This is a genomic window from Georgenia satyanarayanai, assembly GCF_009193135.1.
GTDB classification, from domain to species: domain Bacteria; phylum Actinomycetota; class Actinomycetes; order Actinomycetales; family Actinomycetaceae; genus Oceanitalea; species Oceanitalea satyanarayanai.
Genome location: NZ_VUKC01000022.1, coordinates 21,357 through 42,225, shown reverse-complemented (window position 1 = coordinate 42,225; position 20,869 = coordinate 21,357). Strand labels below are relative to the sequence as shown.

General features: G+C 73.1%; 16 protein-coding genes and 1 pseudogene. 6 read left to right on the top strand and 11 right to left on the bottom strand.

Annotated elements, in window-relative coordinates:
- Window positions 1-125: 125 nt before the first annotated feature.
- The 10 genes and pseudogenes from GD632_RS16535 to GD632_RS15580 form a co-directional block, all read right to left on the bottom strand.
- Window positions 126-635: pseudogene (locus tag GD632_RS16535) on the bottom strand (alcohol dehydrogenase catalytic domain-containing protein); the annotation flags it as partial.
- A 548-nt stretch (window positions 636-1,183) separates the two neighbouring features.
- Window positions 1,184-3,403, bottom strand: coding sequence for an FAD/NAD(P)-binding protein (locus GD632_RS15620; RefSeq protein ID WP_152193139.1), 2,220 nt, complete (start codon window positions 3,401-3,403; stop codon window positions 1,184-1,186).
- Window positions 3,400-4,242, bottom strand: a complete 843-nt coding sequence (locus tag GD632_RS15615) for an ABC transporter ATP-binding protein (RefSeq protein WP_226924929.1) — start codon at window positions 4,240-4,242, stop codon at window positions 3,400-3,402. The genes GD632_RS15620 and GD632_RS15615 overlap by 4 nt, the downstream gene beginning before the upstream one ends.
- The gene (locus tag GD632_RS15610) at window positions 4,239-5,366 is read right to left on the bottom strand and encodes a FecCD family ABC transporter permease (RefSeq protein ID WP_226924928.1); all 1,128 of its coding nucleotides are present in this window, start codon (window positions 5,364-5,366) and stop codon (window positions 4,239-4,241) included. The genes GD632_RS15615 and GD632_RS15610 overlap by 4 nt, the downstream gene beginning before the upstream one ends.
- A complete protein-coding gene (locus GD632_RS15605) occupies window positions 5,363-6,463 on the bottom strand; it encodes an ABC transporter substrate-binding protein (protein ID WP_152193138.1) in 1,101 nt (366 codons plus the stop codon). The genes GD632_RS15610 and GD632_RS15605 overlap by 4 nt, the downstream gene beginning before the upstream one ends.
- On the bottom strand, window positions 6,460-7,779 hold the full coding sequence (locus GD632_RS15600; protein ID WP_152193137.1) for a peroxidase-related enzyme: 1,320 nt from the start codon (window positions 7,777-7,779) through the stop codon (window positions 6,460-6,462). Before GD632_RS15600 ends, GD632_RS15605 begins: the two co-directional genes overlap by 4 nt.
- Window positions 7,780-8,265: 486 nt before the next feature.
- A complete protein-coding gene (gene glpK, locus GD632_RS15595; protein WP_152193136.1) occupies window positions 8,266-9,780 on the bottom strand; it encodes a glycerol kinase GlpK in 1,515 nt (504 codons plus the stop codon).
- A gap of 30 nt (window positions 9,781-9,810) precedes the next feature.
- Window positions 9,811-10,560, bottom strand: coding sequence for an MIP/aquaporin family protein (locus tag GD632_RS15590; protein WP_152193135.1), 750 nt, complete (start codon window positions 10,558-10,560; stop codon window positions 9,811-9,813).
- A 63-nt stretch (window positions 10,561-10,623) separates the two neighbouring features.
- The gene (locus GD632_RS15585) at window positions 10,624-12,354 is read right to left on the bottom strand and encodes a glycerol-3-phosphate dehydrogenase/oxidase (RefSeq protein ID WP_405002548.1); all 1,731 of its coding nucleotides are present in this window, start codon (window positions 12,352-12,354) and stop codon (window positions 10,624-10,626) included.
- Between the two features lie 155 nt (window positions 12,355-12,509).
- Window positions 12,510-13,583 (bottom strand): DUF418 domain-containing protein, encoded by a 1,074-nt coding sequence (locus GD632_RS15580; protein WP_193311521.1) that lies wholly within the window; start codon window positions 13,581-13,583, stop codon window positions 12,510-12,512.
- Between the two features lie 441 nt (window positions 13,584-14,024).
- Here GD632_RS15580 and aztD point away from each other — a divergent pair, with 441 nt between their 5' ends.
- Entirely contained in the window at window positions 14,025-15,449 is a 1,425-nt protein-coding gene (gene aztD, locus GD632_RS15575) for a zinc metallochaperone AztD (protein ID WP_152193132.1), read from the top strand.
- Between the two features lie 66 nt (window positions 15,450-15,515).
- Entirely contained in the window at window positions 15,516-16,286 is a 771-nt protein-coding gene (locus GD632_RS15570) for a fumarylacetoacetate hydrolase family protein (RefSeq protein WP_152193131.1), read from the top strand.
- Here GD632_RS15570 and glsA read toward each other — a convergent pair.
- Complete coding sequence (glsA, locus tag GD632_RS15565) at window positions 16,283-17,287, bottom strand: glutaminase A (RefSeq protein WP_226924927.1); 1,005 nt, start codon at window positions 17,285-17,287, stop codon at window positions 16,283-16,285. The genes GD632_RS15570 and glsA overlap by 4 nt on opposite strands.
- Window positions 17,288-17,383: 96 nt before the next feature.
- Here glsA and GD632_RS15560 point away from each other — a divergent pair, with 96 nt between their 5' ends.
- From GD632_RS15560 to GD632_RS15545, 4 genes are all read left to right on the top strand, one after another.
- On the top strand, window positions 17,384-17,809 hold the full coding sequence (locus tag GD632_RS15560) for an HIT family protein (RefSeq protein WP_152193129.1): 426 nt from the start codon (window positions 17,384-17,386) through the stop codon (window positions 17,807-17,809).
- 101 nt (window positions 17,810-17,910) lie between these two features.
- Window positions 17,911-18,969, top strand: a complete 1,059-nt coding sequence (locus tag GD632_RS15555; RefSeq protein WP_152193128.1) for a TRAP transporter substrate-binding protein — start codon at window positions 17,911-17,913, stop codon at window positions 18,967-18,969.
- 13 nt (window positions 18,970-18,982) lie between these two features.
- Window positions 18,983-19,540 carry a TRAP transporter small permease gene (locus GD632_RS15550; protein WP_193311520.1) on the top strand — a complete coding sequence of 186 codons (558 nt, stop codon included), beginning with the start codon at window positions 18,983-18,985 and terminating at the stop codon, window positions 19,538-19,540.
- Window positions 19,540-20,823 (top strand): TRAP transporter large permease, encoded by a 1,284-nt coding sequence (locus GD632_RS15545; RefSeq protein WP_152193126.1) that lies wholly within the window; start codon window positions 19,540-19,542, stop codon window positions 20,821-20,823. The genes GD632_RS15550 and GD632_RS15545 overlap by 1 nt, the downstream gene beginning before the upstream one ends.
- The last annotated feature ends 46 nt before the right edge of the window (window positions 20,824-20,869 follow it).

Genomic DNA, 20,869 nt, shown 5'->3' with positions numbered 1-20,869 from the left:
CGCCTGCACGGCGAGATCGGCCTCCTCCCACCCGCCGAGCTCGAAGCAACCTACTACCGTCAGATCAACGCCCCGGTGAAGGCCGAAGCGTCAGTTCCGAGCCTCCACTAAACCCGGCACGAGACAGTGGCGTGGTAACCCGTGGGGAAGATGTCGGCGAGCATCACGTAATCGGTCTGGCGCTCCTCGGCGTCCTCGCCCAGCCGCAGACAGTTGAAGTCACCCCAGGGCACACGCAGCAGCTCGGCCTGTCCCCCGCCGTAGGGGCCCATGTCCGCGAACCCGTACGCAGCGCCGGCCATGCTCGGCTACGGCTGTGCGGTCAGGCAGTAGTTCGTCAGCTGGCGCTCGCAGTTCTTGCAGTGCCCGCAGGCAATGTTGAACGGGAGCACGACCCAGTCGCCGACCTGGACCTTGCCCACGCCGTCGCCGACCTCGACCACCTGGCCCAGGTTCTCGTGCCCGAACCAGCGGCCCGGCTCGAAGTCCGTCCGGCCCTCGTACATGTGTAGATCCGAGCCGCAGATGTTCGCCGACGTGACCCTCACCAGGACGTCGGTCGGCCGCTCGATCCGCGCGTCCGGCACGTCCAGGACGCTGACCTTCCGGGGCCCCTCATAGACCACTGCCCTCATGTCTCCTCCTCGTCCTGGTGATCACACCGCTCCGGGCTCGGGTCGGTGCCTTCATTGGAGCACCAGCGAATGGGGCCCGATATCGGCAGAACGACCGATCCTTGCCCGAGATCTGGGAGCGGAGGGCCGCCGGGGGTGGCCTGAACGGCCTGTACGTGGGCGAGGTGGCTGGCCTGGGCTGGCGCGCACCGCTTTCCTGGTGTGGCCGACCAGGGGTAGCGACGGTGTGGTCGCCGAGCACCTCACCTCAACGGCCGAAGGGAATGCTGCCGCGATGACGGGAAGGCGCGTTCCTGTCGGGCCGAGACGGCCTGGACGGTGGTTCGCGGCTCCGGGGTCGCCCAAGGATCCAGTGGACCTCGTCCATGAGCGGGAGCGGGTAGCGGCCGAGCGGCACCGTTCGTCTCGGAGACACTCGTCGTGGTGGGGGGTGAGGCGGACGGACCTCCGCCCGGGCGACGCGACCGGGCTCATCTCGGCCGTCACCGCGGAGCGCTTCGCCCCGAGCGACCGCCCCGCCGCTGACAGCGGTCCTCCCGCCGGTCGGATCAGCCGACCGGCACCGGCTCCCTCACCAGTGCAAGCACCCGCGCGGCGGCCCGGTCGGCGCCGGAGATGAGCGGCGAGGGCACCCCGGGCGTCGCCCCGATCGCCGAGCCCGGCTGCACGTCACCGGCCGGGATGCCGATGACGACGACCCGGGGGTCGGGTCGGCCCGCGGCGTCGAGGAGGTGGAAGTCCTCGGGTGTCACGTCCAGGGTCCGCGTCGCGGCCACCGTGCCGTCGGGGCCGGTGCGCGCGTGGAGGCGGGCGCGGCCGGAGTCGAGGAGCGAGCGCAGCAGCGGGTCGTCGGTGACGTCGGCGTGGCCCTTGGACATGCGGGTCTCGACGACGGTCCGCACCCGGTGCTCGCGCCCGATCACCTGGGAGCGGGCGACGAAGCGCCCGCGCTCCACGGTGACGGAGAGCCCCTCGCCGAGAAGCTCGACGACGCCGGCCCGGACGAGCGCGAGCAGCTGCGCCGTGCGCTCCGGCGGCGGGCCGGACGCCAGCGCGAGGCCGAGCGCACCGAACCAGCCGTTGACGTCGCGGATGGCCGACGCCGGGTGGATCGCTCCGGCGCGCACGAGCCCGGCGACCTGCCCGCGCAGCAGGGCCATCGCCCGGTTGACCTCCGCGCGCGGGCTGGCGAGCGGCCGGGTGATCGACTCGTGCTCCGCCGCGACCCAGCGCTCGGTCCACGCCCGCCACGCCTCGGGTGACGGGAGGCGGACATCGGGCCGGTCGAGGCGGTCGACCTCGAGCCGGCGGGCCGGATCGACGACGACGTCCCGGACGAGGTCGTCCAGCTCGGTCACGTCCGCGGCCGCGATCCGGGCGAGCAGGACCGCCGGGAGCTCGCCGTCGTCGGCGGTGAGCGTGGGAACGGTGGCGGGGTGGTGGCGCAGGAGCGTGGTGAGGTGCGCGACGACGAGTTCGCGGGCGAGCTGGGGCCAGACGTCGCGGGTGAAGTCCTGGTCGGGGATCCTCGCGGCGGCCGCGAACCACTCGGGGGTGGCCAGCCGCGGCGCGTAACGCGGTGGGAGGCCGCCGTACCAGGACTTCGAGCGGTAGGGCAGCCCGCGGCGCGAGCCGACGAGCAGCCGCGGCTCCCGCCCCGAGGGCAGGTAGGTGAGGTCGAAGGGGGAGCCGGCGGGGACGAAGCGGCCTCCGCGGCCGGCGGTGAGGACCGCGACGACGTCGAAGAAGTTCGCCCCGAGCCCGGCGACGACGACGTCCTGCCCGCCCGGCACGGCGTCCCAGTCCCGCTCGGCGGGCATGCCCGGCTCGACGTAGACGAGCCCCTGGTCCTCGGCGGCGGCGACGCGCTCCTCGGTCTGCCGGGAGCGCCCGGCCTGGATCATCCCCTGGGCGAGGACGACGGCGGCTGCGGAGAACCCCCGCCCGTCCGCGAGCCGCACGACGCGCGTCCCCGCCGCCGCCGCTGCCGCCCCCTCTCCCTCTCCCGCTCGCCCTCCCGCCGAGAGCCGACTTGTCGCCGAGAGCTGACTTGTCGCCGAGAGCTGACTTGTCGCCGGGAGCTGACCTGTCGACGCCTCGATGTCGACGACGGTGCCCACGACCGCGGTCAGCTCCACGCCGCCACGGGCGAGGATCGCCTCGAGCTGCTCGCGGAAGTAGACGCCCTGCAGGCGTCGGGTCGGGTAGGACCACGGCTGGACGGCGGCGGCCTCCTCGGCGACCCAGTCCGGCCGGGGGCCAGCGCTCCAGCCGGCGGACGGCGGCGCCGTCGTGCGCGGGAGCCCGGCGACCACGTCGCGTGCCCATTCGACGAGGTTCGGCCCGGGCGTCACCGGTCCGGACATCGGGGTGGAGTCGTCCGGGTAGATCGTCGTGTGTGCGCTGTAGGTGTTGTTGAGCAGCTGCGGGTTCTGGTCCGTGCGCCAGGTGGCGCCGGCGCCCACCTCGAAGCGGTCGACGACGACGACCCGCAGCGGCCGCTCCGACGTGCCCCGAGCCGTGAGCCGTTCGACGACGGACACCGCACGCGGGCCGCCACCGACGATGACGAGGTCGACGTCGGCGTCGTCGTCGTCGGTAAGTCGGCTGTCGTCGGTAAGTCGGCTGTCGGCGGGAAGTCGGCTGTCGGCGGGAAGTCGGCTGTCGGCGGGAAGTCGGCTGTCGGCGGTAAGTCGGCTGTCGGCGGGAAGTCGGCTGTCGGTGACAAGTCGGCTGTCGGCGGGGGAGGGGGTGTGGGACTGGGTCATGCGAGGGCGTCCTTGGCCAGAACGGGGCGGACCTGGGTCTGGCCGGCGTCGTGGAGGACCTCGACCGGCAGCCCGTAGACCTCACCGAGCAGCTCGGCGTCGTAGGCCTCGGGCGCGGGGCCGTCGGCCACGAGCCGGCCGCCGCTGAGGAGCACGACCTGCTGGCAGAAGGTCGCCGCGTGGTTGAGGTCGTGGATCGCGATGAGCGCCGCGACCCCCTCCTCGCGCGCCACCTGTCGCACGATCTGCAGTGTCTCCACCTGGTAGCGCAGGTCGAGGGCGGAGGTCGGCTCGTCGAGCAGCAGCACCCGCGGCCGCTGGGCCAGCGCCCGGGCGATGAGCACGCGCTGGGCCTGCCCGCCGGACATGTCCGAGAGCCGCCGCTCGGCGAGCTCGGCCAGCCCGAGCCGCGCGATCGAGTCCTCGACCACCGCCAGGTCCTCGGCCGAGGGCCGCATGCCCATGTGCGGGGTCCGGCCCAGCGTCACGGCCTCGCGGACGGTGAGCTCGAAGGGCACCTCGCTGGACTGCGGCACGTAGGCCACGACCTTGGCCCGCTCGCGTGGCTTCATCGCCAGCAGGTCGCGGTCCCCGAGCCGTACCGCGCCCTGCTTCGTCCGCAGCACGCCGGCGAGGATCTTCGTCAGCGTCGACTTGCCCGAGCCGTTGGGCCCGAGCAGCGCGCACAGCGTCCCCGCCGCGACGTCGAGGTCGATGCCGCGCAGCACCTGGTGCCTGCCGTAGGCGAACGCGACGTCGCGGATGCTCAGCGCGGCGGGTGGCGCCGCGGCCACGGCAGCCGAGGCCACCGTCGTCGCCCGGTCCTGGACTGCAGTCACTTCGAGGCCCTCCGCGTCATGATGAGGTAGATGAAGACGGGCGCGCCGAGCATCGCGACGACGATCCCCACGGGCACGACCGACGGCGCCACGACCGTGCGCCCGATCGTGTCCGCCGCGACGAGGAGCACGCCACCCGACAGCGCCGACATCGGCAGCAGGTACTGGTGGTTGGCGCCGATGATGAGCCGGGCGATGTGCGGCCCGACGAGCCCGACGAAGCCGATGACCCCGCACAGCGACACCGCGACGGACGCGAGCAGCACCGACACGAGGATGAGCCCGACCCGCACGACGGTGACGTTGACGCCGAGGGAGCGGGCGGCGTCGTCGCCGGCGAAGGCGATCGCGTTCATGTCCTTGGCGAACCACAGGAGCAGCGGGAGGAGCACGACGACGACGGCGCCCATCACCCGGACCTCGGTCCACGACGCGTCGTTGACCGAGCCGAGGGTCCAGCGCACGATCGCCTGGAGGGTGTTCTCGTTGGCGATGTACTGCAGGCCGGCGGTCAGCGCCTCGAAGAGCTGGGTGACGGCGATGCCGAGGAGCAGCAGCGTCGCCACCGCCATCTTCCGCGCGGAGGCGAGGCCGAGGACGAGCATCGTCACGACCCCCGCGCAGGCGAGCGCGGAGAGGATGACGAGCGGGTTGGACGAGGCCACCCCGCCGCCGCCGAGGAGGATCGCCAGCGACGCGCCGAAGGCCGCCGCCGGGGAGACCCCGAGGGTGAAGGGGCTGACGAGCGGGTTGCGCAGCAGGCCCTGCATGACGGCGCCGGCCACCGACAGTGCGGCGCCGGCGGCCAGGGCCAGCAGCGCGCGGGGCAGGCGCAGGTCGGCGACGATCGCGTAGGACTGGACGAACTCCGGCTCGATGGTCCCGCCGGCCACGCGCAGCCACAGGATGCGCATCGCGTCCGCGACGGTCACCCCGGAGGTGCCCACCGCCGTCGAGCCGGCGACGACGGCGACGGTCACCACCACCGACACGACGAGCACGAGCAGGCGGTGGTTGCCCAGCGCCCGCCGCAGGCCGCGGGGACCCGGGCCGGCGTCGGTAGGTCGGCTGTCGGCGGTAAGTCGGCTGTCGGCGGGAGGGCGGGCGGCGGTACGGGCGGTCACTGCCCGCCCCCGGCGGAGACGTAGGCGTCCTCGCCCGGGTAGTCGGAGACGCCCTGGAACTCGGTGGCCCAGCGCTCGAGGTAGCCGGCCGGGTCGAGGTCGGCCGTCGCCTCCGGGTGCAGCCAGGTGGCGAGGTAGGCGGTGGCGATCGCCTTGGCGAGCCCCGACGTCGCCCACCCGTTCGTCACGTAGACCTCACCGTCCTCGACGGCGCCGATCCCGGACCAGCCCGGCCGCGCGGGGATCCCGGTGACGATCTCGGCGACCGCGCCGGCGGGGTACGGCTCGGCCGAGGGCGGCATCTCGTGGACGACGACGGCCGGGTCCCGCTCGACGACGGCGGCCGGGTCGACGGTGATCTCGTGCTGGGCGTCGCCGCCGGTGATGTCGCCGAAGACGTTCGTGCCGCCGGCGCCGGTGATGACCTGGTCGAAGCCGGAGCCGGGCAGGGCGGTGATGTAGGGCTGGTCGGTCTCCCAGTACACCGGGACGGGCTCGAGGCCCGCGACGCTGTCCTCGACGGCGGTGACGATCTCGTCGTGGAAGTCGCGCACGGCCTGCGCGCCCTCCGGCTCGTCGAAGACCTCTCCGAGCAGGTCGATCGTCTCCGCGAAGACGTCGACGTCCCACGACGTGACGACGACGACCGGGATGTCGAATTCCTCGAGCCGCTCCGCCGCCTCCTGCCAGGCACCGTTGCGGGGGATGATCGCGACGTCCGGGTCGAGGGCGACGATCGCCTCGTAGTTGAGCTCGCCGATGCTCTCCCCGACGACGTCCTCCTCGGTGAGCCCGAGGTAGGGAGCGCGCTGCACGGTGCCGCGGTCGACGCCGACGACCCGGTCGCCCGCGCCGATCGCCTCGACGAACTCGTTGTTGTAGGACAGGGCGACGACGGCGCGCTCCACCGGGCCCTCGATCGTCACCTCGCGGTCCTGGTCGTCGACGACGGTGATCTCGCCGGTGCCGTCGGTCGCGCCGGTGGTGGCGGCGGGGTCGGCGGCGTCGCCGGAGCCGGCGACCTCGACCTGGCCGCAGGCCGCCAGCGTGAGGGCCGAGGCGAGGAGGGCGGCGGCGGTGCGGGTGGTGCGGGTCATCGGGTCTCTCCGGTGGTGTCGGTAGCTCGGCTGTCGTCGGTAACTCGGCTGTCGGCGACAGGTCGGCTGTCGGCGACAGGTCGGCTGTGGGCGACAGGTCGGCTGTGGGCGACAACTCGGCTGTCGGCGAGAAGTGGGCTGTCGGCGGGAGGGGTGGGGGTGCCGGCGGGGAGGTGGGGCTCGCCGAGGGTGAGCATGAGGCGGTTGGCCCAGGAGAAGAACGCGACCGAGGCGACGAGGTCGACGAGCTCCACGGGCTCGAGGCCGAGCGCGCGCAGCCGGTCGACGTGCGCGGCGGTGGCCCGCGACGGCGACGCGGCCAGGGCGGCGGAGAGGTCGATGACCGCGGCCCACCGCTCGTCCTGGCCGGCGCTCAGCGCCGACAGGTCGGACGGCGCCCAGCCGGGGCCGCGGGGGACGTCGGCGGCGAGGAGACGGTCGACGTCGTCGGGGCGCCTGCTCAGCTGCGCGGCCTTCCGGGCGTGGACCGAGGCGCAGAAGATGCAGTCGTTGACCTTGCTCGTCACCGCGGCGGCGAGCTCGCGCTCGGCCCGCGGCAGGCCCACCCGGGTGAGGAAGACGGCGTGGTCGATCTGCGTGCGGGCGGCGAGCACGGCGGTCTCGCGGGCGAGGAGACGGAAGTAGGCGCCGTCGCTCTTGCCGGCGAAGGCGGCGCGGTGCTCGTCGGTCAGCTGCGCCGCGGGGATCGGCTCCACCCAGGGCAGCCAGCCGAGGATCTCGCGGGTGTAGGCGCGGGGCACGGGCAGCCCGCCCGGCGCGAGGTCCGGGGCGTACTTGTCGCGGGCGGGCAGGTCCGCCGCCGGCGCCGCGGTGGCGGCGTCGTCGTGGCCGGCGAGCAGCCGTAGCCCGGTGACCAGGCGCGCCTCGTAGGCGGTGACGGCGACGACCTGGGACAGGAGGACGATGCCGTCCGCGTCGAGGCCGACGGCGGTGAGCGCGGCGACGTCGTCGGGGGTGACGACCGCGGGCGCGAGGGACAGGAGGTCCGCGTGACGCACGAGCGCGGCGACGGACTCGTCGGCGGTGGCGACGGTGAGGTCGACCGGGTCGTGGCGCCGGTGCTCCTGCGCGAGCACCGGCGCGCCGTGCTGCTCGGCGACGCGCGCAGCCAGCGCCCGGCGCAGCGCGGGGGACAGGCGGCCAGGGTCGGTGAAGAGGTGGTCGTGGGCGCGCTGGGTGTGCTCGACGGCCTCGGGCTTGGCCAGGCGGGCCGCGGCCGTGGCCGGGTCGAGCTCGGCGAGGGCGCCGACGAGGTCCTCGCGGGCGGTGGGCGGGCGGTGGGCGGTGGTGGTCACGGGTGCTCCTGGGTACGCGGCAGCGCCGCAGCATGTAGGGGTGCGCTCCCGCGCTCTCCTCCCGGCGGTGGCGTGCGCACGGCCGGGGGACGACGGGAGGTCAGCGCCGCAGCGGGCGACGCTCGTGGGCGGAGGCGGGCTCAGCGGCCCGCGGGATCAACGCCTCAGGCAGGACAACAACACATGCACGCCGCGGCGCGCCGACACATGGACACGGTGGTGCTCGGCGCGAGGTGCGGCCTGACACTCGTGTGCACGGTCATGGTGGTCCTCCCCAGCTCGCGGCGGGCGCCGCGATCGTTCGGGCACGGTGCGTGCCCCGACGTCGACGACGCTACGCCACGCCGGTTGAAGGTCCAACCACCTCCCGGGGCCCGTCCCAGCCCGTGGGACGGGCCCCGGTGTCACGTCCAGCCCAGCGCCCCCGAACGACGGACGGGGCCACTGCCGGCTGCGGCAGTGGCCCCGTCCCGGGTGGGCGTCGGGTCAGTCGACGTCCTCGTCGACCCAGTCGAAGGTCTTCGTCACGGCCTTCTTCCAGTTGCGGTACAGGCGCTCGCGCTCGGCCTCGTCCATCGACGGGGTCCAGCGCTTGTCCTCACCCCAGTTGTCGACGACGTCCTGCTCACCGTTCCAGAAGCCGACCGCGATGCCGGCGGCGTAGGCGGCGCCGAGCGCCGTCGTCTCGGTGACCTTCGGCCGCACGACGTCGACGCCGAGGATGTCGGCCTGGAACTGCATGAGCTGCTCGTTGGCGACCATGCCGCCGTCGACCTTGAGCTCCTTGAGGTCCACCCCGGAGTCGGCGTTCATCGCGTCGACGACCTCGCGGGACTGGTAGGCCGTCGCCTCGAGGACGGCCCGCGCGATGTGGCCCTTGTTGACGTACCGGGTGAGGCCGACGAGCGCGCCACGCGCGTCGGACCGCCAGTACGGCGCGAAGAGGCCGGAGAACGCCGGGACGAAGTACGCCCCGCCGTTGTCGTCCACCGTCGCGGCGAGCTCCTCGATCTCGGGAGCACTCTTGATGATCCCGAGGTTGTCGCGAAGCCACTGCACGAGGGAGCCGGTGACGGCGATCGAGCCCTCGAGGCAGTACACCTGCGGCTGGTCACCGATCTTGTAGCCGACCGTGGTGAGCAGCCCGTTCTCGCTGTGGACGAGCTCGGTCCCGGTGTTGAGGAGCAGGAAGTTGCCGGTGCCGTAGGTGTTCTTCGCGCTGCCGACCTCGAAGGCCGCCTGCCCGAAGGTCGCCGCCTGCTGGTCACCGAGGATGCCGGCGATCGGCACGCCGGGCACGAAGCCGCCCTCACGGCCCTCGCCGTAGACCTCGGAGGAGGAGCGGATCTCGGGGAGCATCGACAGGGGGATGCCCATGTCCGCCGCGATGTCCTCGTTCCAGGTGAGCGAGTCGATGTTCATGAGCATGGTGCGCGAGGCGTTGGTGACGTCGGTGACGTGGACGCCGCCGTTGGGCCCGCCGGTCATGTTCCACAGCACCCACGAGTCGGTGGTGCCGAAGAGCAGCTCGCCGGCCTCGGCCTTCTCCCGGGCGCCGTCGACGTTGTCGAGGATCCACTTGACCTTCGGCCCGGCGAAGTACGTGGCGAGGGGCAGGCCCACGGTCTTCTTGTACTTCTCCGGCCCCTCGTCACCGGCGAGCTCGTCGACGATCTTCTGGGTGCGGGTGTCCTGCCAGACGATCGCGTTGTAGACGGGCTTGCCCGTGCTCTTCTCCCACACGACGGTGGTCTCACGCTGGTTGGTGATGCCGACGGCGGCGAGGTTGCGGTGGGTGAGGTCGCCGCGGGACAGCGCCAGGCTCACGACCTCCCGGACGTTGCGCCAGATCTCGACGGGGTCGTGCTCCACCCAGCCGGCGCGCGGGAAGATCTGCTCGTGCTCCATCTGCCCGGTGGAGTGCACGGTGCCCGCGTGGTCGAAGACGATCGCGCGGGTGCTGGTCGTGCCCTGGTCGATGGCGAGGACGTAGTCAGCCATGTCGGGTCCTTTCGTTGAGCCGGGAGGGGGTCACAGGATGTTGGCGGCGGCGAGACCACCGAGGGCGCCGCCGATGAGGGGTCCGACGACCGGCACCCACGAGTAGCCCCAGTCGCTGGAGCCCTTCCCGCGGATCGGGAGGACCGCGTGGGCGATGCGGGGGCCGAGGTCGCGCGCCGGGTTGATGGCGTACCCGGTCGGGCCACCGAGGCTGGCACCGATGCCGACGACGAGCAGGGCCACGGCGAGCGGCCCGAGACCCGAGGGCGTGAAGCCGAAGGCGACGATGACGAAGACGAGCACGAAGGTCGCGATGACCTCGGTGACGACGTTCCAGCCGTAGCTGCGGATCTCCGGGCCGGTCGAGAAGACGCCGAGCTTGGCGGCCGCCGGCGCCTCCCGGTCGAAGTGCTTCTTGTAGGCCAGCCAGGCGAGGACGGCACCGATGAAGGCACCGAGCAGCTGGGCGGCGAAGTAGACGAGCGCGTTGCCGGCCGTGGCCTCGATGACCGGCAGGCCGAGCTCCTCGTTGCCGGGGAAGAAGTCCGAGCCGGAGGCCCACAGGCCGACCGTCACGGCGGGGTTGATGTGGGCGCCGGTGGAGTACGCGACGAACACGCCGGCGAAGACAGCCAGGCCCCAGCCGAAGTTGATGAGCAGCCACCCGCCGCCCTGGCCCTTGCTGTTCGGAAGGAGGTGGTTGGCGACGACGCCGCATCCCAGGAGGATGAGGGTCGCCGTGCCCAGCACCTCGGGCAGGAAGATCTCGGAGAAGTCCACGTTGTCCTCTCTTTCACATGGTGTACCTGGCGGCGCGGCGGTGCGACGTCAGGGGTCTGGGTGTCAGGCCAGGGGCACCATCGGCACGATGTCCTGGGCCTGCTGACGCGCGCGCTCCCCGGCGGCGTCGTCGGGTGCCTCCGCCGCGGCGCGCTCGGCCTCGCAGCGTGCGGTGTAGGCGTCCGTCTCCGCCCGCCGGCGCTCCTCGTCCCAACCGAGGATCGGGGCGATGACGTCGACGATCTCCGGCACGGCGGCGAGGCCGCTGTCGCGGACCTCGTAGACGAGCCGGGTCCGGCGCACCATGACGTCCTCGAGGTGCATGACGGCCTCACGCCGGGCCGCGTAGGCGACCTCGACGCGCAGGTACGCGGGGGCGTGCTCGAGGGGGCGGGCGAGGTCAGGCTGCTCCTCGACCATCGTGACGAGCTCCTCGAGCATGGACCCGTAGCGGTGCAGGAGGTGGTCGACCATGGCGCGGGACCAGCCGAACCGCGAGGCGTGGCGCTGGGCGCGCCGGCGCACGGCCCGCAGCCCGACGGCACCGAGCAGCGGGATCCGCTCGGTGATCGAGGGCAGGCGCCTCGCCTCCTCGCCGAGGGCGAAGTCGACGGCGTCCTTGGCCATGACCCGGTAGGTGGTGAGCTTGCCGCCGGCGATGACGGTGAGGCCCGGGGTGGGGGAGGCGACCGTGTGCTCGCGGGAGACCTTCGCCGAGGACGTGCCCTCCTTGGTCCCGGGCTGGAGCAGCGGCCGCAGGCCGGCGTACGTGCCGATGACGTCCTCCCGGGTGAGGGGCGTCTTGAGGACGGCGTTGGCGTGCTCGATGACGTAGTCGATGTCCGCCCTCGTCGCCACGGGGTGGCGCAGGTCGTGCTCGTAGGGGGTGTCGGTGGTCCCGATGATCCAGTAGCGCGACCACGGGATGATGAACAGGACGCTCTTCTCGGTCTGGAGGATCAGCCCGACGTCGCCGCGGACCCGCTCGCGCGGCACGACGATGTGGATGCCCTTGGACGCGAGCACGTGCAGGCCGCCGTCGGTGCCGGACAGCGACTCGGTCTCCTCGGTCCACACGCCGGTGGCGTTGATGACGTGACGGGCCTTGACGTCGAGGACCTCACCGGTCTCGAGGTCCTTGACCCGGGCGCCGGCCACCCGGCCCGAGGCGTCCTTGTGGAGGTCGACGACCTGGGTGCGGTTGGCCGCCAGCGCGCCGTAGGAGGCGGCGGTGCGCACGAGGGTGGTGACGAGGCGGGAGTCGTCGACGCTCGCGTCCCAGTACTGGACGGCGCCCACCGCGGCGTCGTGGCGGAGGTCGGGGAAGAGCTGCTCCATCCGGCCGCGGGAGCGGTGGCGGTGGAGCGGCATCGCCCGCTTGCCCGGCGCGAGCCCCGCGAGGGTGTCGTAGAGCGCGATGCCGGCGCCGACGTAGGCGCGCTCCCAGACCCGGTGCTCGAGCGGGTAGAGGAAGGGCACCCGCTTCACCAGGTGCGGGGCGAGGTGCTTGATGAGGAGGTCACGCTCGGTGAGCGCCTCGTGGACGAGGCTGAAGTCGAGCATCTGGAGGTAGCGCAGGCCGCCGTGGACGAGCTTGCTCGACCAGCTCGACGTGCCGGAGGACCAGTCCTGCGCCTCGACGATGCCCGTGCGCAGGCCGCGTGTGGCGGCGTCGAGGGCGATGCCCGCACCCGTCACCCCACCGCCGATGACGAGGACGTCCAGCGCCTCGTCCCCGCTCATCTCGGCGAGGGCCGAGAGCCGTGTGTCCGCGGTCAGGGTGCTCGATGCCACAGGGGTTCCCTTCGATGTGCGTCGGCGGTGCCCTGTCATGCTTCCCGCCACGGGTGAGCCCCGCAAGCGAGCGTCTGATCGGGTGTGCCGTACGTCACTCTAGGCCCACGGAGGGCGGGTCGAGGAGAGTTTTCGTGAGATGTCGAGTGGTGTGCTCACACCGGCGCGGGCACCGGGCGGTGGGGCCCGACGGTGAGCCGGCGCATCACCCACTCGAGCGGGCCTCGTCCCAGGAGACGGGTCCACAGCGTGCACACGACGAGCGTGACGACGACGAACCACGCGAGGACGGCGTTGGACTCCGGGTACCACACGACGTCGTTGCCGAGGATCGCGATCGCCACGATGTGGAGGGAGTAGGCGGTGAGCGCCATCGCCCCGGTGGCCGCCAGCGGCTGGAGCAGGACACGGGCCACCCGGGCGACGGGCGGCAGCGTGGTGACGGCGAGGAGGACGCCGAGGACGGCGAGGGTCACCCCGGCGTTGCCGAGGAGCTCGAGAGTGGCGTCGGAGTGCGGGTCGGAGCGGACGAGCTGGGCGGTGAGCTCCGAGTCCGGCACGACCGCCTGCTGCAGGTAGGCGCCGCCGCCGTAGCCGACGAGCGCGAGACCGACGCCGGTGAGCACGAGCAGCCCCTGGACGGGCAGGGAGCGCAGGTCCAGCCGGCCCACGCACAGGCCGAGGAGCATGTAGGCGATCCACACGAGCGCGGGGTAGTAGCCGGTGAGGACGAGGTCGAGGACGTAGTTGTCGCCGAGCTCCGCCTCGACCGGCGCGCTCCCGTCGGCGCCCGGGGACAGGAGCACCGCGAGCAGTGTCGGGCCGACGAGGGCCGCGACGGCCGCGAGGACCGCGACGACCCACGGCCGCAGCGCGATGAAGGGCGCGACGAGGAGGAAGGTCACCGCGTAGGACGGCAGGATGACGGCCACCGGGGTGCCCAGGACCTCGAGGAGCAGGCCGATGGCGAGGACGACGCCGGCACGCGTGGCGATCCGCAGCCAGCCGTGGCGGAGGGCCGGGCCGCGCGGCACCGTGCGCGCGCCGGTGAACAGGGCGATCGACACCCCCGCGAGGATCGCGAACATCGCCGACGGCCGCCCGTCCGCGACGACGAACCACGACGGCGAGTGCACGCCGTCGGGGCCGGTGTCGCCCAGGTGGGCGACGAACATCCCGATGACGGCCAGCCCGCGGGCGATGTCGACCCCGACGATCCGTTGGTTCACGCGCCCAGCGTAGGGCGCCCGCCCCCGACCCGACCTCACGTCCCGCCGAGAGCACACCTCCCGCCGACAGGCCCTCCTCCCGCCGACAGCGCCCCGCCGACAGCGGGAGTGCGCGCGGTCGCCGAGGTGGCGGCAACGACGGCGGCTTCCGGCTGGCCACCGGCCTGCTCGCCGGCACGGAGGTGAGCGAGGCGGTGCCGGTGGGCCGCGGCCTGTGGCCGGCCTGGCTGCGCGTGCTCGGAGGCGAGCGGCGTAACCCGCCGCTCGCGTCGCACGTCTCGGTCTTGGGTCGCCAGTCCGAGCACCCTCCGGAGGAGTGGAAGGGGCGACGCATCCGTGGGACCGAGGAGCATCCGGCGGCTTGACGAGAACGATTCTCATTCTTTAGTCTGTGACGCGCGCCTCCAGCCCGGCGCACCCCCGAACAAGGAGTACCTGCCCATGCACCGCACCTCCCGCCGCGCGCTTCCCGCGCTCGGCCTGCTCGCGACCCTCGCCCTGGCGGCGTGCGGGTCCGGTGACGCCGCTCCCGGCGGCGACGCGACGACCACACCGGCAGCGGACGCGGCGACGGAGGGCAATGAGCCCGTCGAGGTGGCCACCCTCGACCCCCGCGTCGTCCTCACCTACGACGGCGGCGTCATGACGCTGGACACCGGCTCGGGGGAGATCCTCGACGACGTCGAGATGGACGGCTTCCTGCGCCTCAACCCCGCGGGCGACGGCCGCCACGTCCTCGTCTCCACCACCGAGGGCTTCCACGCCTACGACACCGGGCTCGAGCCCCAGGGTCACGGCGACCACTACCACTACTACGCCTCGGCGCCGTCGCTCACCGACACCGTCCTCGCCGCCGACACCCCCGGTCACGTCGTCACCCACGACGGCGTCACCGCCCTGTTCGCCGACGGCACGGGCGAGGTGCAGCTCATCGACCCGCTCGAGCTCGTCGACGGTGCACCGCAGGCCGCGACGTGGACGGCGCCGGACGCCCACCACGGCGTTGCCGTCCCGCTGGCCGACGGCGCCATGCTCGTGAGCGTGGGGACCGAGGACGCGCGCACCGGCGCCGCCCTGCTCGACGCCGACGGCGAGGAGCTCGCGACCGGGGAGTGCCCGGGGCTGCACGGTGAGGCGGTCGCCGGGGGAGGCGCCGTCGTCGTCGGCTGCGAGGACGGGCCGCTCGTCCTGCGCGACGGCGAGTTCCACAAGGTGCCGGTCGAGGACGCGTACGCCCGGTCCGGCAACCTGGCGGGCTCGAGCGAGTCCGCCGTCGTCCTCGGGGACTACAAGGTGGACGAGGACGCCGAGCTCGAGCGCCCGGAGCGTGTCGCGCTCATCGACACGCGGGCCGACAGCGTGCGCCTCGTCGACCTCGGCGCGAGCTACACCTTCCGCTCCCTCGCCCGTGGCCCGTACGGCGAGGCCCTCGTCCTCACGACCGACGGCACGCTGCGGGCCATCGACCCGGACTCCGGTGAGCAGATGGGCCAGGTGACCGTCGTCCAGCCGTGGGAGGAGCCGACGGAGTGGCAGGAGCCGCGCCCGGCGGTCGTGTCCGTCGACGGCGTCGCCTACGTCACCGAGCCGGCGGCGAGTGCGCTCCACGCCGTCGACCTGTCGACGGGCGAGGTCGTGCGGACCTACGACCTCCCGCACGTCCCGAACGAGCTCTCCGTCGCCACCGGCTTCCCGCCGGCCGAGCCGTCGGCCCCGGCCGACGAGCACGGGCACGACGAGGAGGGTCACGACGAGCACGGTCACGACGAGCAGGGTCACGACGAGGAGGGTCACGACGAGCACGGTCACGACGAGCAGGGTCACGACGAGGAGGGTCACGACGACGAGGACGGTCACGGGCACTGACCACCTCGCCGAGGGCCGCCGGGGAGTGACCCGGCGGCCCGCCCCGGCCCGGGTACCGTGGGAGCCATGCGCATCGCACGGTTCACCACGGGGGACAGCCCCCGCTACGGCATCCTCGAGGACGGCTCCACCGACCTGGTGGTGCTCAAGGGGGACCCGCTGTTCATGCCGGTCGCCACGACCGGTGAGCGCGTCGCCCTCGACGACGTCCGCCTCCTCTCCCCGGTCATCCCGCGCTCCAAGGTCGTGGGCGTGGGCCGCAACTACGCCGAGCACGCGGCCGAGATGGGCAACGACGTCCCCGAGGAGCCGATCCTCTTCCTCAAGCCGAACACCTCGGTCACCGGCCCGGACGACCCGATCGTCGTCCCGGGCTACGCGGAGGAGGTGGACCACGAGGCCGAGCTCGCCGTCGTCGTCTCCCGCATGGCCAAGAACGTGAGCGCCGAGCAGGCCCTCGACTACGTCTTCGGGTACACGGTGGCCAACGACGTCACCGCCCGCGCCGCCCAGCGCGCGGACACGACGTGGACGCGCGGCAAGGCCTTCGACACCTCCTGCCCCACGGGCCCGTTCCTCGCGATGGACCTCGACGTCTCCGACGTCGCGGTGCGCGCGTGGGTGGACGGGGAGCTGCGGCAGGACGGGCGCACGTCCCAGATGGTGCGCGGGGTCCCCGAGCTCGTCGCCTACGTCTCGACGATCTTCACCCTGCTCCCCGGCGACATCATCCTCACCGGCACCCCCGCCGGGGTCGGGCCGGTGCGTCCGGGGCAGCGCGTCGAGGTCGAGGTCGAGGGCATCGGCCGCTTCGGCAACGTCGTCGTCAAGCGCTAGCCGCGAGGACCGCCGGCGGCGGAGGACGCGAAGACGTTGAGCCCCAGCGTGCGGGACAGGTACGCGGCCGCCAGCTGGCCCCGCACGCTGTTGCCCGCGCTGTCGAGCTGCGGTGAGTAGGCGCCCAGCGCACCCTTGCCCGGGGCGACCGCGACGATCCCGCCGCTGATCCCCGACTTCGCCGGCATGCCGATCCCGAAGAGCCAGTCGCCGGACTTCTCGTACATCCCGGTGACGGCGAGCACGGAGAGCACGTCGCGGCACACGTGCGGCGACACGGTGCGCTCCCCGGTCAGCGGGTTGACCCCACCGTTGGCGAGGGTGGCGCCCATGACGGCGAGGTCCCGCGCCGAGACGAGCAGCGCGCACTGCCGGGTGTAGACGTCGACGACGTCGAGGGGGTCCGTGGTAATCCGCCCGTAGCTCTCGAGGAGCTGGGCGATCGCGCGGGTGCGCTGGTTGACCGCGGACTCCGAGCGGTGGACGGCGTCGTCCATCTCCAGCCGCCGACCGGCGAAGGCGGACAGGCCGGTGCGGACGTGCTCCCACCTCTCGGCAGCCCCGTCCCCGGGCACGAGCGCCGTCGTCGCGAGCGCACCGGCGTTGACCATGGGGTTCTTCGGGTGGCCGTCGTTGAGCTCGAGGGTGACGACGGAGTCGAAGGGGTACCCGGTGTTGTCGACCCCGACGCGCTCGAGGACCTCGTCGTGCCCGTGGGCCTCGCAGACGAGGGCGTAGACGAACGCCTTGGAGATCGACTGGATGGTGAACTGGACGTCCGCGTCACCGGCGGCGTGCACGTCACCGCCGGTCGGCGCGACGGCCAGGCCGAAGAGGGCCGGGTCGGCCTCGGCGAGCTCGGGGATCGAGTCGATGACCTCGCCCTCGTCGCGGTCGCGGTAGCGCGCGTGAGCCTCGTCCACGCTCCGCTGGACCCTGTCCCCGGCCGGCAGTGACCCGGTCGAGACCTCCTGCGGCACACCCTCGATGTCAGCGTCCACGCCATCCTCCTCGTCGTCCCGGTGGATCGCGAGCCCGACCCGAGGCCCGAGCATCCTCCCATGCCCGCCGCGTGCCGGTGGTGCCATCATCGGGGGATGCCCTCCGACGACACCTGCGTGTTCTGCCGCATCGCCGACGGCGTGGAGCCGGCCGAGGTCGTTCTCACGACCGCCGAGGTCGTCGCCTTCCTCGATGTCCGGCCCGTGTTCAAGGGGCACGTCCTCGTCGTGCCGCGCGAGCACGTCGTCACGCTGCCCGAGCTGCCCGACGCGCTCCTCGCGCCGTACTACTCCGCGGTGCGGCAGGTGGTCACGGCGGTGCCGGAGGCCTTCGGGGCGCAGGGCACCTTCGTCGCCATGAACAACGTCGTCAGCCAGAGCGTGGCGCACCTGCACACGCACGTCGTGCCCCGGACGAAGGGTGACGGTTTGCGCGGCTTCTTCTGGCCGCGCGCCCGCTACGCCGCGGGCGAGCTCGAGGAGTACGGCGCGCGCCTGCGGGGAGCCCTCGACAGGGGCTGACGGCTTTGTGGCGGTCGTCACACCCGCCTGCTACGGTCGCAGCGAACCGTTCCTCCGCCGCGCGTTGTCCCGGTGGAGCCGGCGGCGGGGAGGAGGCGACGGTGCACCCACGGGCCGAGGTGCGCGCGGCGTCGCGCGGCCCGGGCACCGTGCGCTCCCGGGCGCGTGCCGTCGCCGCCCTGGGTGTCGCCCTCCTCGCCGGCGGTGCGTGCGGCTACCGTGCCGGCCCGGACGCCGAGGGGGCCGAGCACGTCCTCATCGCCAGCCACCAGCTTGCCGCGGGGACGACCTTCGACGAGGGCCTGCACGAGTTCGCCGACCTCGTCGCCGAGAAGTCCGACGGCCGGGTCCGGGTGGAGGTCTACCCGAGCGCCCAGCTGGGCAGCGAGACCGACCTCTTCGAGAACATGCGGCGCGGCCTGGTGGACGTCGCCGTCGTCTCGCCCGGGTTCATCGCCGAGTTCGTCCCCGAGATGAGCATCCTGTCGATGCCCTTCCTCGTCACGACGCGTGAGCAGCGCGACGCCATCATCGACAGCGAGGTGGCCGAGCGGCTCGAACGGCTCATGCGGGACCGGACGGGCAACGAGGTGCTCACCTACTTCGGCGGTGGGGTGCGACAGATGTTCTTCAACGCGCCGGTCGACGACCCGTCAGACCTCACCGACCGCCTCTTCCGCACCCAGCCGAGCCAGGTCCTGGCCGACTCCTTCGGCGCCCTGGGGATGCACGCCTCGAACGTGGCGTACGGCGAGCTCTATTCGGCGCTCCAGCAGGACGTCGTCTCCGGGGCGGACAACGAGGCGGTCTTCATCGTCGCGGAGAACTTCCAGGAGGCGGCGCCCTACCTCTACCTCACCGGGCACGAGGTGACGATCCGCCCGGCCGTCATCTCCGGGCACACGCTGGACCGCCTGCCCGAGGACCTCCGGCAGGTCGTGCTGGAGGCCGGCGAGGAGGCCGGGGAGTTCGCGCGAGAGCTCGAGGCGGAGACCGACGACGCCGCCCTCGAGGAGCTGCGCTCGGACCCGGACGTCACGGCCGTCGAGGCGGACACCGAGGTGCTCGCGGCGATGGTCGAGCCCGTCTGGGAGCGGTACGCGGCCCGGTGGGGGCTGGAGGACATGCTCGCGGAGATCCGCGCGACGGGGGAGGGCTGAGCAGATGACATCCGTGCTCGATCGACTCGACCGGGTGCTCGCGGCGGTCGCCGGGGCGCTGCTGGCGGCGCTCACCCTCGTCGTCACCTTCCAGGTCCTCGGCCGCTACGTGCCCTTCATCCCGCGTCCGCTGTGGACGGAGGAGATCGCCCGGCTGCTGCTCGCCTGGATGGTGTTCCTCGGCGCGGCGGTCGTCCTGCGGCGCAGCGACCACTTCGTCATCGACCTCATCCCGCGGCGTGTCGACGCGCGGGTGGGCCGCCTCCTCCAGCTGCTCGTGCTCGTCCTCGTCGCGGCCGTGTCGGTCGTGCTCGTCGTCGGCGGGGTGGTCATGGCCCAGGGCGGGCTCACCCGCGTCTCCACCGCCTCCGGCCTGCACCGGGCGTGGGGCTTCGCCGCCCTGCCCGTCGGCGGGCTGTTCATGGTCGTTTTCAGCGTCGAGCTGGCCGTCCGGGTGCTGCGGCGCCGTCCGTTACCCGCGCAGGCCGCGATGGGCGCCACCCCCGGGGCGCACCCCGCCCGCGGCGCCGGGGGACAGGACACCGGCCCGGACGAGGAGCGGGGGCGCTGATGGACGCCGGCCTCATCGCGATCATCCTCCTCGGACTGTTCGTCACGTTCATCGTCCTGCGCGTGCCCATCGCCTTCGCGCTCCTCCTCGCGTGCCTGCCCTTCTTCCTCGTCGACCCGCGGGCGGACCAGGCCCTGCTCGCCCAGCAGGTGTACTCCGGGATCGACTCCTTCGTGCTGCTCGCCGTGCCCTTCTTCATCCTCGCGGCGGCGATCATGAACGCGTCGCACGTGACCGACCGGCTCATCGTGCTCGCCCAGGCCCTCGTCGGGTGGATCCGGGGCGGCCTCGGCATGACGAACGTCGCGGCCTCGATGGGCTTCGGGGGCGTCTCCGGTTCGTCCAACGCCGACGTCGCCGGGCTCGGCTCGGTCCTCATCCCCCAGATGGAGCGGCGCGGGTACCCGGTCGGGTACGCCGTCGGGGTCACCGCCGCCTCGGCGGTCATCGGCTCGGTCATCCCGCCGAGCATCCAGATGGTCGTGTGGGGATCGCTCAGCGGCACCTCGATCGGCGCGCTGTTCCTCGCCGGGGTGGTCCCGGGCGTGCTCATCGGCGGCGGGATGATGGCCGTCGCCTACCTCGTGGCCCGCCGCCACGACTTCCCCCGCGAGGAGCGCCCGCCCCTGCGGGAGGTCCTCGCCGCGCTCCGGGACTCCCTCCTGGCGCTGGGCATCGTCGTCCTCGTGCTCGGCGGCATCCTCGGCGGCTTCGTCACGGCGACGGAGGCCGCGGTCATCGCGGTCCTGTACGCGCTGTTCCTCGGGATGGTCGTCTACCGGACGATCTCCTGGCGCGACCTGCCCGCCATCCTGCGGGAGAGCGCCCTGTTCGCCGTGCTGCCCCTGTTCGCGCTCGCCGCCGCGGGGGCCCTCGCCCACCTCATGGCCTACTACCGGATCCCGCTGGTGCTGCAGCGCGTCGTCGAGGGCGTCCCGGGGTGGGCGCTGCTGTGGGTCGTGGCGATCGTGTTCCTCGTCGTCGGCATCTTCCTCGACGCGCTGCCGGCGATGGCCATCATGATCCCGGTCCTCGCGCCCGCCGTGACGGCGGCGGGCCTCGACCCGGTCCACTACGGCATCGTCGCCGTGATGGCCCTGGCGATGGGGCTCATCACCCCGCCGTACGGGCTCTCGCTGCTGCTCGCCGCGCGGATCGGCAACATCCCCGTCCACCGCGCGGTGCCGGCCACCGTCCCCTTCGCCCTCGTCATCCTCGTGACGATCGGCCTCGTCATCCTCGTCCCGCAGGTGGCGCTCTGGCTGCCCTCGCTGACCGACTGACCGCGGCCGCGGGTGCCGACCCAGCGGGGCCCTCGGAGGGCGTGCC

Bases quoted from the DNA above. Each gene is read 5' to 3' on its own strand.
- GD632_RS15620 (WP_152193139.1), bottom strand. From the start codon at position 3,403: ATGACCCAGTCCCACACCCCCTCCCCCGCCGACAGCCGACTTGTCACC.
- GD632_RS15545 (WP_152193126.1), top strand. From the start codon at position 19,540: ATGGACGCCGGCCTCATCGCGATCATCCTCCTCGGACTGTTCGTCACG.
- GD632_RS15560 (WP_152193129.1), top strand. From the start codon at position 17,384: ATGCCCTCCGACGACACCTGCGTGTTCTGCCGCATCGCCGACGGCGTG.
- glpK (WP_152193136.1), bottom strand. From the start codon at position 9,780: ATGGCTGACTACGTCCTCGCCATCGACCAGGGCACGACCAGCACCCGC.
- GD632_RS15570 (WP_152193131.1), top strand. From the start codon at position 15,516: ATGCGCATCGCACGGTTCACCACGGGGGACAGCCCCCGCTACGGCATC.
- aztD (WP_152193132.1), top strand. From the start codon at position 14,025: ATGCACCGCACCTCCCGCCGCGCGCTTCCCGCGCTCGGCCTGCTCGCG.
- GD632_RS15605 (WP_152193138.1), bottom strand. From the start codon at position 6,463: ATGACCCGCACCACCCGCACCGCCGCCGCCCTCCTCGCCTCGGCCCTC.